General features: G+C 38.2%; 13 protein-coding genes. 5 read left to right on the top strand and 8 right to left on the bottom strand.

Annotated elements, in window-relative coordinates:
• Window positions 1-51 precede the first annotated feature (51 nt).
• Window positions 52-1,152, bottom strand: coding sequence for a Glu/Leu/Phe/Val dehydrogenase dimerization domain-containing protein (locus BVC88_RS02530; RefSeq protein ID WP_075349065.1), 1,101 nt, complete (start codon window positions 1,150-1,152; stop codon window positions 52-54).
• A 147-nt stretch (window positions 1,153-1,299) separates the two neighbouring features.
• On the opposite strand from BVC88_RS02530, the gene BVC88_RS02535 reads away from it, so the two are divergent.
• Both BVC88_RS02535 and BVC88_RS02540 read left to right on the top strand, forming a co-directional pair.
• A complete protein-coding gene (locus BVC88_RS02535; protein WP_075349430.1) occupies window positions 1,300-3,090 on the top strand; it encodes an ABC transporter ATP-binding protein in 1,791 nt (596 codons plus the stop codon).
• A gap of 69 nt (window positions 3,091-3,159) precedes the next feature.
• Window positions 3,160-3,477, top strand: coding sequence for a hypothetical protein (locus tag BVC88_RS02540; protein ID WP_075349066.1), 318 nt, complete (start codon window positions 3,160-3,162; stop codon window positions 3,475-3,477).
• Window positions 3,478-3,546: 69 nt separating this feature from the next.
• Here BVC88_RS02540 and BVC88_RS02545 read toward each other — a convergent pair whose 3' ends face one another.
• The 7 genes from BVC88_RS02545 to hemW form a co-directional block, all read right to left on the bottom strand.
• On the bottom strand, window positions 3,547-4,911 hold the full coding sequence (locus tag BVC88_RS02545; RefSeq protein WP_075349067.1) for a peptidylprolyl isomerase: 1,365 nt from the start codon (window positions 4,909-4,911) through the stop codon (window positions 3,547-3,549).
• A gap of 54 nt (window positions 4,912-4,965) precedes the next feature.
• Window positions 4,966-6,969 carry a peptidylprolyl isomerase gene (locus BVC88_RS02550; RefSeq protein WP_075349068.1) on the bottom strand — a complete coding sequence of 668 codons (2,004 nt, stop codon included), beginning with the start codon at window positions 6,967-6,969 and terminating at the stop codon, window positions 4,966-4,968.
• Window positions 6,970-7,057: 88 nt separating this feature from the next.
• Entirely contained in the window at window positions 7,058-7,471 is a 414-nt protein-coding gene (locus tag BVC88_RS02555) for an ATP-binding protein (protein ID WP_075349069.1), read from the bottom strand.
• 1 nt (window position 7,472) lies between these two features.
• The gene (locus tag BVC88_RS02560; RefSeq protein WP_075349070.1) at window positions 7,473-7,805 is read right to left on the bottom strand and encodes an STAS domain-containing protein; all 333 of its coding nucleotides are present in this window, start codon (window positions 7,803-7,805) and stop codon (window positions 7,473-7,475) included.
• A gap of 23 nt (window positions 7,806-7,828) precedes the next feature.
• Complete coding sequence (locus tag BVC88_RS02565; protein ID WP_075349071.1) at window positions 7,829-9,889, bottom strand: GAF domain-containing SpoIIE family protein phosphatase; 2,061 nt, start codon at window positions 9,887-9,889, stop codon at window positions 7,829-7,831.
• A 118-nt stretch (window positions 9,890-10,007) separates the two neighbouring features.
• A complete protein-coding gene (locus BVC88_RS02570) occupies window positions 10,008-10,319 on the bottom strand; it encodes a DUF721 domain-containing protein (RefSeq protein ID WP_075349072.1) in 312 nt (103 codons plus the stop codon).
• 14 nt (window positions 10,320-10,333) lie between these two features.
• Complete coding sequence (hemW, locus tag BVC88_RS02575; RefSeq protein WP_317044959.1) at window positions 10,334-11,638, bottom strand: radical SAM family heme chaperone HemW; 1,305 nt, start codon at window positions 11,636-11,638, stop codon at window positions 10,334-10,336.
• A 4-nt stretch (window positions 11,639-11,642) separates the two neighbouring features.
• Here hemW and BVC88_RS02580 point away from each other — a divergent pair, with 4 nt between their 5' ends.
• The 3 genes from BVC88_RS02580 to BVC88_RS02590 are packed head-to-tail and all read left to right on the top strand — an operon-like array spanning window position 11,643 to window position 15,126.
• Window positions 11,643-13,202 (top strand): BamA/TamA family outer membrane protein, encoded by a 1,560-nt coding sequence (locus tag BVC88_RS02580; protein WP_083638981.1) that lies wholly within the window; start codon window positions 11,643-11,645, stop codon window positions 13,200-13,202.
• A 3-nt stretch (window positions 13,203-13,205) separates the two neighbouring features.
• Window positions 13,206-14,324, top strand: a complete 1,119-nt coding sequence (locus BVC88_RS02585) for a DUF4271 domain-containing protein (RefSeq protein WP_075349074.1) — start codon at window positions 13,206-13,208, stop codon at window positions 14,322-14,324.
• Between the two features lie 28 nt (window positions 14,325-14,352).
• Window positions 14,353-15,126, top strand: a complete 774-nt coding sequence (locus BVC88_RS02590) for a uroporphyrinogen-III synthase (protein ID WP_075349075.1) — start codon at window positions 14,353-14,355, stop codon at window positions 15,124-15,126.
• Window positions 15,127-15,188: the final 62 nt, after the last annotated feature.

Raw genomic sequence — 15,188 nt, forward strand, 5'->3', positions numbered from 1 at the left:
AAAAACCACCGGAAATACTTTCCCGGTGGCCTTTTATTTGAGTGTGGTATGTTAAAAAGGCAATTTAACTCTGCCGATGGACTCTATTCTTGCTTTTGCTGTCTCTATAGCAGCTTGTTGAGCGGGGATATTTTCTTTTTCTGATTTTGCAAAAATCGTCATACAGGTCTCATAGATTTTTTCAGTTTGTTGAAAAACTATCTCTCTGTTGTAACCTCCCAAATACTCCATTCCTACATTGATTACACCACCTGCATTAATCAAGAAATCCGGAGCATAGACAATACCTTTCTGGATCAAAAGTTTGCCATGTTTATCCTCGTCTTTAAGTTGATTATTAGCTCCGCCTGCGATTACTGCACATTTCAATCGGTCAATGGTTTCATCGTTGATTGTTGCGCCTAAAGCATTCGGTGAGTAAATGTCCATTGGAAGGTCATAAATTACATTTGGATCGACTGCCTGAGCTCCTGTTGCTTTGGCTACTTCCCGTAGTTTCTCCTCGAAGATATCGGTCACTATCACTTCAGCGCCTTCCTTGATTAAGTATTCGATTAGGTACTTGCCGACTTGCCCTACTCCTTGAACGCCAATTTTTTTACCGGAAAGCGAATCAGAACCAAAAGCCTTTTTTGCGGCAGCTTTCATTCCCATGTAAACTCCAAAACCAGTTACTGGAGATGGGTCACCTGAACCACCTTTGATCTCAGGCAGTCCGGCTACGTGACGTGTCTCCATGGCAATGTACTCCATGTCGGAAGTTTTCATGTTTACATCCTCTGCGGTCACATATCTGCCACCCAGACTTTCGACAAATCTTCCGAATCGTCGCATAAATGCCTCGTTTTTAAGTTTTGGATCACCGATGATTACGGCTTTTCCACCCCCTAGATTCAAGCCTGCAAGGGCATTTTTAAAAGTCATGCCTCTGGATAGTCGGAGGACATCTGTAATTGCTTCTTGTTCCGAAGCATATGGCCACATTCTAGTACCTCCAAGAGCAGGCCCTAAAACGGTATTGTGAATTCCAATCAGTGCCTTAAGACCAGTTGCTTGATCATTACAAATGACAAGCTGCTCGTGGTCCATCTTGATGATTTGACCAAATATAGATCCCTCATTTACGGTTTCGGTCGGTTTAATCTCTAACATGTGAACTTAGCTTTTTAGAATGTGTTATATTTGGGTTGAAACATTGGTACGAGGTCCAATACAAAATTAAATACTTTTATTGGCCTTCAAAAGATTAATTTATCCAGTTTCCCTTAACTTATTTCTCGATTTTAAAATTTTTATTTGGTGAAACCACTTTGGAGACTCAATAAGTATTTCCTTAAATACAAGGGTTTTTTGCTCTTGGGAATAGTATTTACGGTGATATCAAATATTTTCGTAATTATCCCTGCCCAATTGGTTCGACTTGCCATAGATTATGTGGTTGAAAGTTTGTCCATTTATAGGCCTTTACAGCTCGGTGGAATAGGGGAAATAGCCCAGGAGAATTTTTTAAAATTTGTTTTTGTATTCGGTATTTTAATTCTGGTGATGGCATTACTGAGGGGATTTTTTCTATTTCTCATCAGGCAGACCATTATAATCATGTCTCGAAAAATCGAGTTTGACATGAAGAATGAAATCTATGCACATTATCAAAATTTACCATTAAGCTTTTATCGAAAAAATAGTACAGGCGACTTAATGGCCAGAATCACGGAGGATGTCAGTCGGGTTCGGATGTACCTGGGGCCCGCGATCATGTATGGGTTAAATTTATTGATCCTTTTCCCATTAGTGATTTCTTATATGATCATGATCAACCCGGAGTTGACCTTGTATTCACTTCTTCCACTTCCTGTGCTATCGCTCAGTATTTATTTTGTGAATAATATGATCAATGAGCGATCAGAAAAAATTCAGCGGAGTTTAAGCGGATTGAGCACTTTCGTTCAAGAAGCCTTTTCTGGAATACGAGTCTTAAAAGCTTTCGTCAGAGAGAAGGATAGTGCAAATGATTTTGCAAAAGCAAGTGAAGACTATAAGCTAAAATCCATTCGATTGACTCGGGTAAATGCTCTTTTCTTCCCTCTTATTATGGCCTTGGTAGGGATTTCCACCATTATCACAGTATATGTAGGAGGTTTACAGGTGATTAACGGAGAGATTGGATATGGGGTAATTGCAGAGTTTATCTTATATGTAAACATGCTAACTTGGCCGGTGACATCACTCGGCTGGATTACCAGTATTATTCAGCGTGCGGCAGCATCTCAAACGAGGATCAATGAATTTCTTGATATTAAAAATGATATTGTCAGTTCGGAAAACCTCCTAAAGGATATTCAAGGTTCGATTGAAGTGACCGACTTATCTTTTATTTATCCGGATTCAGGTATCAAGGCTTTGGATCACATCAATTTTAAAATTAGCGAAGGACAGACTTTGGGGATTATAGGAACTACGGGTTCTGGAAAATCGACTGTGGCTAATTTGTTGATGCGGATGTATGATCCCTCAAATGGAAATATTAAGATCGATGGAATCCCAATTCAGTCTTATGACATTTCTGATCTTCGCCGACAAATTGGATATGTGCCTCAGGATGTATTCCTGTTTTCTGATACGATTGCCAATAACATTGCTTTTGGTATAGATACTCCTGATGAGAAAATAATTTTTCAAGCAGCAAAAGATGCTGATGTCTATCAAAATATTCTTGACTTTCCTAAAGGGTTTGACACCATGCTTGGGGAGCGAGGAATAACTTTGTCTGGAGGTCAAAAGCAGCGGGTCTCCATCGCAAGAGCTATCGCAAAAGCTCCAAAAATCCTTATTTTAGACGATTGCCTTTCGGCTGTAGATACTAAAACTGAAAATGTCATACTTTCAGCATTGAAGAAAATCATGCAGGACAGAACTTCAATTATTATTTCTCACCGGGTTTCTTCCGCAAAATTGGCTGATCAAATTATCGTTTTGGATGATGGGAAAATAGTGGAAAGTGGTAATCATGAATCCCTTATGGCTCAAAAAGGAGTTTATGCAGAACTGTATGAGAAACAGACTCAAGCTAGTGAATCGATCGAAAATTAAAAGAACTTATATCGGGATAATTCTTTGTTGATTATTGCTAAATTGAAGTCTGACCAAAAAAAATGAATCATGGAAGAGCACCAATCAAAAACAAAAGACATCGAAAAAGTTCTCCAAGAGATTGGTGACAAAATAGAAGAATTGGTAAAGAAGGGTGCCGATGCAGGCATGGATGTAAAGGAGGAAATAGAAAAGAAAATTCAGGAACTCAAGGAAAACAAGACAACACTCGAAGCAGAGTTAAAAAAAGGAAAGGATTTGCTAGAGCGGGAGTTTAACGAGCGAAAGGAAGATATTGAACCAAAATTAAAGGAGTCCAAAGGCTTTTTATTAGAGGGCTTCAAACAATTCGGCTTGGCAATAAAAGCCCTTTTTGGAAAGAAATAAGAATCTAAAATTGTGTTAGAATTTCTCAATTAATGAAAAAAAAACCGAAGCATTAGCTTCGGTTTTTTTTTACTTTCCAGACAAGACATTGCAACGATCATATACTGGATCAAGGTCTATAAATATGTCTTCTTTAGCTGTGATAAACCATTTGCTCAAGAGCTCATCTTCTTTTCTACGAAGTGTTGCAGCCTTTAGCTTTTCATAGTCATCTTCCAAATTTGCGCGATGTGCTGGATATTTTGCTTTGTAATACAAGATTCTAAGCTTTGTGCCTTCTCGGGGATCTTCATACTGAATAGGCTTGGTGATTGCTCCAACTTCCATACTATCCAGCGTAAAGTATAAAACAGGATCTTCGAGTGTTCTAAGGGTCAGACGATTTGAGTTATTGGCAGGATCTGTGAAATATCCACCATTATCGGATGTTGCTCTATCGTCAGAATATTCCTTTGCTGCATTAGCAAACTCAATTCTACCGGCTTGAATTTCTATTTTCAAGCTATCCAAAAAGCGCTCGGATTTTTGGATGTCCTCAGCTGTAGGCTTTGGGATTCTAAGAATATGTCTGGTGTTGAAGGTTCCATTTTTCACCTCCAAAAGCTGGATCAAATGCACTCCAAAATCTGTCTCAACCGGATCACTCAACTCGCCCGGCTTCAATGCAAGGGCAGTAGACTCAAATTCCGGAGCAAGTTCACCTCTCCTGAAAAATCCAAGGTCTCCTCCTTGTGCTCCTGATCCCGGATCTTCTGAGTATTGTCGAGCTAGCGTGGCAAAGTCTGCCTTTCCTGTGCCGATGTCATTTTTAAATTGTCGCAGTTGTTCAAAGATCTCCTCTTTTGTTCTAGGGTTAACTTCCGGCTTTTTTACGATTTGGCCAACTGTTACTTCAGCAGAGAAGAAAGGCAATGAATCATTTGGAATGCTATTATAAAAAGCTCTTACCTCGGCTGGCGAGACTGTAAGGCCTTCAGTGATTTTGCTTCTCATCCGTTGTACGATGAGTTGCTCTCGGATCACTTCTTCAATTTCGTTTTTCAGCTGATCTGAAGTTTTGCCGTAGGCTTGAATTAAAGTGGCTTCGTCCCCGCCAAACTGCTGCATTACCATATTGAAGCGGGAATCAGTTTGAAGCATTACTTCTGCGTCTGTTACCAATACAGAATCAATTTCTGCTTTAGCCACCATCAATTTATTGATCATTAGTGATTCAAAGACTTCGCAGCGTGTTGGAGGTTCTAATCCTTGCTGTACCTGGGCAACTGCTTCGATGTAAGTTTTTTGTACGTCTGATTCCAGTAGAATGTAGTTGTCTACCTTTGCTACAATCTTGTCCAGAACTTGACCTGTAGTGGTTGTAGCTTGACCAAAAGCGGATGTAGCCAATAGTGTAGCCAGAAATGAAAACGTAAGTCGGTTGAGTAATTTCATGTTTGTTTTTCCTTCGGGGAGTTCGATTCCAAGGAACTTCCTTTGGTTATAATTTTACTGATTTAGCGAAATGAAGGCTTCTTCTTTCGCCTTATTATTGATTTGTACAGGATACTTCTTTCGGAGTTCAGAGACTAGTTCTTTTTCAAGCGACTCCTGAAAATCCCGAATGACTAATCCCCTTGTTTCTTCAAATTCTTTTGGTCCTGCAGGAATTTTATCCCCTAGCAAGATCAGATGTAGGTGACCGTTTGCTTCGATTTCCTGATAGGGAAGATCCAAATTTGCTTTTGATAAGACTGGGTCTGTCTCATAGGGTAGTAAACCCGACTCTGTTTGGTATGCCAAGGGACTATTTTCCCCGTAATACGATTCAAAACTGTTTACCAATTCCGGTGTAAGCGCTTTGTTAGCTAATAGTTCTTTAGCCTTTTCACTTTTTGTAAGATCCAACACCTTTACGATGTAGGCATTTACACGGTTTGGCCATTGGTACTTTTCAATATTTCTTTGAAAATAAGCTTTCTGTGCAACTGAATCCTCAATACCTTTTTGCCAAACTTCTTTATTCATCAAAGAAAAAAGAAGAATTCCATCTCGGTACTCTTTCAAGAGCATTTGATAGTCCTTATTATTGGTTAAAAGATCTTTTTCTTCAGCTTCATTGAGACTTTTTGCCACAAACCTGTCGTACCAAAAGTCAAATGATTTCTGATTCGTTTTGATAGCTAGCTCTTCCTGATCTAAGAAATCCAACAGGTCTGATGCCGTTTGACTTTTATTTCCAATTTTGAATAGGTCTTTGGAGGTTTCTCCATTGGTTTCTATGTAATTCCTGAATTCTGATTTGGACAGCTCGTTTAACTCACTTCTTAAGCTTGAGACATTTGTATCATTTTCCTCAAAATTATATCGGGATTTCTGAATGGCCATCACTTGAGATTTGATCATTGTGGATCTTGAGTCTCTCAAGATTCTGGATCTGATATTGTCTTCAAGGCTTTCAAAGGATTCAAGGGGCTTCTTTTCTTCCAGTCTTAGGATATGATACCCATATTGGGTACGAATAGGAGGTGAAACTTCCCCGGGTTCTGTGAGCATAAATGCTGCCATCTCAAATTCAGGAATCATAGATCCTACTGAAAACCAAGGGAGTAAGCCTCCTTTTTCGCGTGAGGAAGGATCTTCTGAATAATTTCTAACAATACCTTCCCATGTGGTAGATTCTTTTTGAATCTCAGTGTAAATGTCGTTGACTTTCCGCTTTGCCAGATCTTCACCATTTGGATTATTGGAATCAATTCGGACTAAAATATGAGACACCTGAACTTGACCGGGATTGGGCTGACGATCCTGAACTGCAATGATATGGTAACCAAAATTGGTAAGGACTGGATTTGAGACTTCTCCAGGCTTCATGTTATACGCTGCATCCTCGAAAGGCTGAACCATTTGTAAAGCAGTAAAATAGCCTAAATCACCTTTATTTTGCTTTGCAGATGGATCGTCTGAATATTCCAAGGCCAGTTCGTTGAAATTCCCCCCATTCTCCACCTCATTTTTTACCTTCAAAGCCATTTTCAAGACTATAAGACTATCTTCTTTTGAAGGGGTTGGAGGGAATTGAATTAGAATATGGCTAGCCCGAATGACTTCTTGCATTCTGGAATATGCTTTGCGAAGTTCCCCCTCTTCTAGGGAATTTTTGATCAGGAAGGGTGCTCTTAAATTTTCTTTAAAGGATTCAAATTCCCTCAAAAACTCTTCCGTCTGATCGAGACCTTGGGCTTCCGCTTCCCTTACTTTTAATTTGTAATTGATGAAAAGATCCAAGTTTTCATTAAACTCTTCACGTGAAATTCCACTTGAAACGGTCTCTGATGGTCCTTGTCCCTTGGATATCAAGTAGATTAATTCATCCTTGTCTATACTCTTACCACCTATGGTGAGCAGAGCTTCCTGTTGTGAGGTGGATTGTGGCTCAGTGCTTCCCTGTAAAGAGAGCCCCAAAGTCAATATCAGGGAAAGTATATATGCCGAAGTCGTTCGGTGTTTCATGGATTTGATTCCTGCTAAGCGAATGCAATTTTACAAATTTATTAGGATTTAAAGTCAAATACCCCGAATACTAAGCATTTAACAAGAATTAGGAGTGAAACCATTTGATCAGTCTACAGGTGTTGGTTCCTTTGTTTGATTCAAATTCAATTTCATCCATAATCTTTTTAACCAAAATGATGCCTAAACCACCTTTTCGCTTTTCTCCTTTCACTTTAATTAGGTTAGGGACTTCATAATCCAAGAGATTAAAAGCTATTCCTTGATCTTTTATTTCAAAAATAAGTTTATTCTCAGACTCTTTTACCTCCAGATCAATATGATCTGCTGCGTTACATTGATGAGAATGGATGATTAGATTAGCACACACCTCTTCTACCGCAAGAGTAATTTGCAGCTTCTCACTTTCGGAAAGCATTGGCATGGTTAAGGTGTTTCGGAGAAACTCCCTAAGCTCTGAAAGTGCGGTTGTCTGACAATATATGGTGATCCGATGCTCCATTTTAAGAATTAAAGGCAGCTTCCTTAGTTGGGTAAATATTCATCAATTGGTGTAAACCTAATATTTTGAATACCTCGAGAACTCCTTCAGGGAGCCCGAAAATTTTAAAGTCCACATTTTTTTCTTCGAAATCTTCCAAATAGGACATAAATACTCCCAGTCCTGCTGATGAAATGTATTCTAACTTTTGACCGTCAACAACAATAGATTTACTACCATCTCCAATTAATTTTTGAATCGCTTCGTCAATCATAACCGAATTACTAGCATCCACTTCTCCTTCAAGTGCTAAGATGTGGCTTCCATTTTCACTGGTATTTGTAATAGTTAGCATTTTAATATTTCTAGTTTACTTTATTAATTGAACTTGGCTACTACTAGCGAGTAATCGTCGTCAATCTTTATATCCCCTCCAACAAAGCTATGAAGAGAGTCTATGATTTTTGATTGGATTTCTATAGGGCTAAGTTCGTGATAGACTTCGAGCAACGTCCTCAATCGTTCGAACCCGAATTGTTGAGATTTTTGATTTTTTGCCTCAACTATTCCGTCTGTAAATAAAACCAAGACGTCTCCGGAATGGTAAGTAAATGTTTTTTGCTCAACGTGTTTCTCGTACTGTATGTTTCTTAAAATTCCTAATCCCAACCCATCTATTCCTAAATAATCGGATTTGTTGGATTGGGACTGGTAATAAAGTGAAGGAACGTGACCTGCTCGAGCATGACTTATAGTTTTATTACTAGTATCGATCAAGAAAATTGAAGAAGTGATGAAATGGTTTCTTTCCAAGCATTTGCCCAATGCTGCATTGGCTTTTATGAAAAATTCCGCAGGACCCAAGTTCAATTGAATCAGACTTTGAAATATTCCTTTCATCTGGGACATGTGAAATGCTGCAGAGGTACCTTTGCCCGAAACATCACCGATGATTAATACAAAACGATCTTCACTCAGCTTATAAGTATCATAATAATCACCACCCACCTCATCGGCTGCATTGGAATACGCACAAAGGTCAAAAGCAGAATTGTGATCCAAGGTAGTCGGAAGAAGTGCTTTCTGAACACGCTGTGCAATTTTTAACTCTTCTTGATACCGCTCATTCAATATCGCCTGATTGAGAAGTCGATGATTCTCGACTGAAATACAGGCTTGACTAACGAACGTGCTGACGATATTCATCATCTCTTTGTTAAAGCCATCTTTGACTTCTTTACATAAAACCATTCTTCCAATCGGTACTTTATTGATGATCAAGGGTACCAATAACACCGATTCGAATTTTGGATGATCTAGTCTAATCGCTAGTGGGCTCAAGTTTTCTGGTCGATTTTCTGAGATCCATTCTTTTGCAACCTTTGATTCTTCTATTAGATCGGATAGTTCTTTTCGAGTTTCTGAATCCAGAAATTGCTCTATCAAAAACCCTTCAGGATAGTCATTTCTTCCCATCTCTACCCAAGCCCCATCAGAGTATGTTGCACTCATACAAGAGTCCATCAAAATATCCAAAACCTGCTCTTCATTCTCTTCTGGCTTGATGGATTGGCTCAATCTCTGAAAGCTAATCGCTTCTGTAAGTTTTTGTTCAAAAACAGAAGAGGTAGGTAAATTGAAGAGAGTTACCAAAAAACTGAAAAGGGCATAGGAGAAAATAAAGCCAAATAAACTAATCAGAAATAGGTTGTCTGTTAAATTAACCGGGTAGATAACTTGGTCTGTATATCCTTGCATCTGCACAAAAAGGAATGTGCACGAAAGCAATATGATAGACAGAAAAAGTAAAGATTTCCATTTCTCTTTAAAAGTGAGGTAGGGGATCCACTTAAGATTACCCGAGAGTACAATCCCCAAGCCAACCAAAAGCACTAACCCAAATAAAAAGCTATAGTCAAGGGTATTTTGATTAAAGAAAATGAAAAACATCGCAAGTAACATCGCAAACTCATAAGCCTGCCATTGCTTTACCACTCGCTTACTCCTTTGATAAAGTATCAAGTGCTTCCAAAGTAAGGCGGAAGAAATCAGGAATACCGAGGTAAGTGCAAAATTGATATGATAAAAAAGATTTCTCAGGAAGGGTTCCTGCGAAAGCCTACTCTCGCTGATAGATCCATAGAATAGGAAGATTAAAGCTGAAACTCCTACTGCAAAAATACCGGTGGAGGCCGCTCTCCAAATTAAATTAATGAATTCATTTTTGGCATTTTTGGAAATAGAATAAGAGTAAAATAAATAGACCATTAGAAAAAAGAGAATTTCCAGAATCCAAGTGAATTCGATGGCAATTCCTGAATCCATCTCATTTAGTATTCCAAAAAGTCTCACTAAATCAACGAAAAGCAGCGCTAACCAAACCAAAATGGCAAGTAGCATACTGAGTTTTCCGATGTTGAATTGTGGTAGTTTGATCATTTATCCGCCAAAGTCAATGGGCAAGAATACTAAAATTAGAATATATGATGGACTAGGCAATTACTCGAGGTTGTTAAAAAGTCTAAAACGAAATCAGTGAAAAAAAATTATTGAAGTCCTAAATACAAACTAGATCTTCTACAACACCTTTACCGTACTTCTCCTCTATCAAAAGCATTAAACTGCTTTTATGCATCATCAATTCTTTCTTGATAGGTCCTGAAGTTAGCTTTACGAATAGCTTTTGATCTCTTATGAATACACTACTTGTCCGATCTGCTATGGTTTTCCCCACTAGTTCCGGCCAATCATGAATAAGGGACTTTTCTTTGAATTTACCTTCAATTCGGTATGCTTTGAGCAAATCGTTAAAAGCTGATTCAAGGGGAGCTGCCTCTTTTTTTCTACTGAAATATGGATTATTGTTCATAAAATTAATTCTTCCTAGATAAAAAGCGCTTCTGCGATGCTGTCGGCTAAAAGCTTACCACTTTTACTCAAAGATAAGTTTTTATCTTTCCAAACGAGCCAACCTTGATCTTCCATCTGACTTAAAATAGATTTTTTCAATTGCAAAAGATCTAGTTGATAAGCCTTCAAAATGTGATCAAAATCAATTCCCCACATCGTCCGAAGTCCAGTGAGAATATATTCATTGAGATGGTCATTTTTTAATAATTCCTCGATTTGGAAAGTGTGATGTCCCTGTTCCAGTGATTTCAGATACGAGAAATTATTTGCAGGATTAGAACCTCTGTTTTCACCATCGAATGAATGCGCACTTGGACCCACACCCAGATAAGGAACTCCCTTCCAATAATTGGTATTGTGGAGTGCAAACTGACTTGGTTTCCCGAAATTCGAAATCTCATATTGAACATAACCAGCCTTTTCGGTCGTTTCTTGAAGGATCTCAAATTGGGCGGCAATAAAATCCTCTGAAGCCGGAGTGAATTTTTTGTGTTTGGCCCAATTCCCCAAAGCTGTTTTTGGTTCAACAGTCAGGGCATAGCTTGAAATATGTCCTGAGTCTTGAGAAATAGCAATGGAAAGATCGCTCTTCCACAACTCATGATTTGGATGCGGGAATCCATAAATCAGATCAAGGCTGAATTTTTCAAAGCCAGCCTTTCGGGCATTTTCAATAGCGTTCTTTGATTCAGAAGCAGAATGCGCTCGGTTATAAAACTTTAATACGGAATCATCAAAGCTTTGAATTCCTAGGCTCAGGCGATCAATTCCGAGGCTTTTCCACGAAAAAAGGTTTTCCCGACTTAAATCATCAGGATTAGCTTCCAAAGTAATTTCACTCAATTCAGTTGGATAGAATGTATGGATAGCATTTAAAATCCGTTCTATCTGATCTGAACTGAGTAAGGAAGGCGTTCCCCCACCAAAGTAAATGGTTTTAACGGGGACTCCTTTGAGGTAAGTGTCGCGAAGTTTTAATTCCTCGATAATCGCATTGACCATTTGATCTTTTCGATCGAGATTGGTACTGAAGTGAAAGTCACAATAATGACAAGCTTGCTTGCAAAAAGGAATGTGTATGTAGATGCCCGCCAAGTTGAATTCTGTTATTTTGCGAATATAATCAATCCTTCGCGGCCCATTGAAGTTCCAATTTACCTTGATAGTCTTTTTGTGTTTTGCGTTCGGAATTTCCGTTGAGGCGCAGGAGACTTCTTTTTTGAAATGGGTATCTATTCCTGATACTGAGTGGAAAGGAACCAAAATATTTTTTTCCAACAAGATGGAAACTGAGTTCTTGGATTCGCTTCAGACTATTGTTAGAAATGAAGGTTATTTGGAAGCTTTTTTTAAAGAAGAGCGAAGGTCCGATTCGCTCTTTGTAGAAATACTTTTAGGGAAGAAATATCTTTGGAAAGCAATAGGAACTGAAAATGTACCTTCCGAATTTTCAAGAAGTCTTAATCCAATTGGAAAAAATTTCAATTCAGCTTTGGTCTGGATGCAAAATGTTGTGTCGGAAGCAGAAAATCAAGGCTTCCCTTTTGCAAAAATGAATTTTGGCGAAATCGTAGTCGAGGGAGATTCTATTCGTAGCAATTTGGTTTTTGATTCGGGGCCACTTATTCTATGGGATTCTGTGGAAGTGACAGGTAATACGAAAACTCAGGGGAAATACATTCAAAATCTAACGGGAATCATTCCCGGATCCCCTTTTTCCCAAAAGCAGCTAGATCAAGCAAGTCGGCAACTTCGGAGATCCCCTTATTTTTCACTTACTAGAGAGCCTTCGCTTTCTTTCCAAATCAAAAAAGCCCGTCCTACATTTGAGCTAAAAGATCGAAATACCAATGTTTTAGATGGTATTGTAGGATTACTTCCAAATGAAAACGAACCTGGGAAAATGCTGATTACAGGCCAATTGGATTTGGAATTGTATCATCTTGGAGGGAAAGGAAGAGATGTGGAGATCCACTGGCAGCGACTTAATTTACAAAGCCAGAGTTTAGATATCTCTGCTAAGGAATCATTCCTTTTTAACTCTCCAATTGATGTACAATTAGGATTCAATCTACTGAAACAGGACACCACTTTCTTGAACAGGTATTTAAGTCTTGATTTTGGTTATAGGATTTCTTCAAATAGTTACCTCAATTTCTTCTCCAAAAGACAGGCAGGTGATTTAATAAGCACTTTTGCATTTCGGGAGGTAACGGAACTGCCTGATGTGGCCGATTTTCGATGGAACCAATATGGGATCAGTCTCCATGTTAATTCCTTAGAAGATCCATTTATCCCAAGGAGAGGAGGCTTATTGAATTTGGAGCTAGCTGCCGGAAATAAGAAGATTCTCCAAAACACGGGTATTCCAGACGAGGTATATTCTGGTATCGATTTCAATACCCCACAGTATCAGATTCAGGGTAGCTACGAAAAACATTTTTTTATTGGGCCGACATGGGGTATGTGGTTCAAAGGCAGTGGAGGGTTAATTCAAAATGAAAATCTGCTTTTAAATGACCTCTTTAGACTTGGAGGACTAAAAACAATCCGTGGTTTTAACGAAAATTTCTTTTACGCCAGATCTTTTGGATACCTCAGCATGGAACAGCGATTATTTTTTGGAGAAAATTCATTTCTGATGGTATTTGCAGATGCAGGGATTCTTGAAAACCCGTACTTTGCAACGGCAATTGACCGACCAGTATCTTTTGGTGCTGGATTGAATTTGGAGACGGGATCAGGATTGTTTCGATTTATCTACGGAGTGGGGAAGTCGAATCTACAACCGCTTCAGTTTTCTTATTCGAGAATCCACTTTGGTTATTTGGCTAGATTTTAATTCATGAAGCAACGTATCTTTTTTCTTTTCTTGATTCTGGGATTTTCTTTTTTTTCAAAAGGAAAAGCTCAGGTATTGGAGAATTATAGTGATCAGTGGGTAGCCTCAGGTCGAGAAACTTGGTTTGATTCAAATGACCGCCTCTTGCTTCGATTGGATCTAAACTCATTCCCGAACTCATATTTTTCATTTCAGTTTCCTGAAGAGTCTGTGGCCTTTTTGGGTGAAAAGCTTTGGTTTTTCACTAAGGATGATACGACTTTCATTACAAGCCTAGAAAGTATAAGGACAATTTCTGACTCTTCTAAGGTTACATTAACTCTATTCAAGTCCGGTATTAGTTTGGAGGAGGTTAGTGCGAAGAAATTAATCCGACCTGTAGATCTACAATCAGGAACACAAGTAGTAGGAGCCGAATTACAAAAGCGAGATAGCGGGACAAGACAACAAATTAGAGATTTTTTCATTTTTGCACTTTTACTGATCTTGTTATTTGTTACCCTTTACAAAATTGCCTATCCCTACATATTTGTAATGATGACAAGACCGATTTCTTTATTGAATGCGGAAGATTTTTCCGATTCGGGGAGTCTCCAGAAATTCTTTTCATTTGATATCCTGGTTTTTGTTCTGATAGTCAATCTTATGTCTTCTCTAGGGTTAATCTTGGGAGCAGTATTATTTAAAATAGATTGGTTAGAATCAAGAGTTGATATTACGTTTCAAAATCTGCTGATTGGATGGCTAATTGGATCATTAATTCTATTAATACTTACCATAATTAAATTTACTGTTATTCGCGTAATAGCTTATTTATTCGAGTTAAATAAAATAGAATTTCCACATTTTTTCTATTTGTTACGCTTAGTCATGATAGCGATAACAGGCCTTATTTTGATCTCAGCCTACTTTTTAATGAATGATTACGATTTCGCAAAAAGTGCTGTAGGAATATCTTTTTCTACTTTTTTTTGGTTTTACATTGTAGGTGTTTTGGTTTTATTCTTTATTATGATGAATAGGCTCAGCTTTAAGAAATATCATTTATTTACTTACCTTTGCATCGCTGAATTGGTACCCTTTTTAATAATTGCAAAGTGGGTGATGATTCTCGGAGGATAATTTTGATATTCAAAACAATACAACAAGTATGAGCGCAGCTACAAAAGACAGGTTTAAACCGGTAAAAAGTATCCTTGTATCTCAACCTGCTCCAAGTGATGTGAATTCACCTTATAAACAATTGGCTGAAAAGTATAATCTTAAGATTGATTTTAGGCAGTTTATTAAAGTAGAGCCTGTGCCTTCTAAGGAATTCAGAAAACAAAAAATAGATATTCTTAAGCACACTGCTATCATTTTTACCAGCAGAAATGCAATAGATCATTTTTTTGCTATTTGCAAGGATTTTAAAATCGAGATGCCTGCTGATATGAAATACTTCTGTATTTCTGATCAGACTGCACATTACCTACAGAAATATATTGTCATCAGGAAGCGAAAGCTATTTGTAGGGCAAAGGACCGCAGAGGATTTATTTGATTATTTCAAGAAGCACAAATCCGAAAAATATCTTTTCCCATGTTCGGATATACGCAAAGATGATATACCTAACTATCTCGAAAAGGCAGGGATAGCCTATACCGAAGCAATTATTTACCATACTATAGCGGCGGATTTATCGGACTTAGCTGATGTTAAATATGATATACTTGCTTTCTTCAGCCCGTCCGGAATAAAATCTTTAAAGATAAATTTCCCGGATTTTTCACAAGGAAATACCAGGATAGCTGCATTTGGGCCAACTACCGCTCAGGCAGTCAGAGACTTAGATTTGATTCTCGATATTGAAGCACCACTGCCAAATGCACCAAGTATGACTGGAGCTTTGGAGCTTTATATCAAAAAAGCCAATAATTTGTAATTCTTGGAATCAAAATCAATGGTTTTTCAGTTTAAATCCTTACAATAGTTTTGAAATTGACC

Source organism: Algoriphagus marinus, from assembly GCF_001936475.1.
In the GTDB taxonomy this organism is placed as follows: domain Bacteria; phylum Bacteroidota; class Bacteroidia; order Cytophagales; family Cyclobacteriaceae; genus Algoriphagus; species Algoriphagus marinus.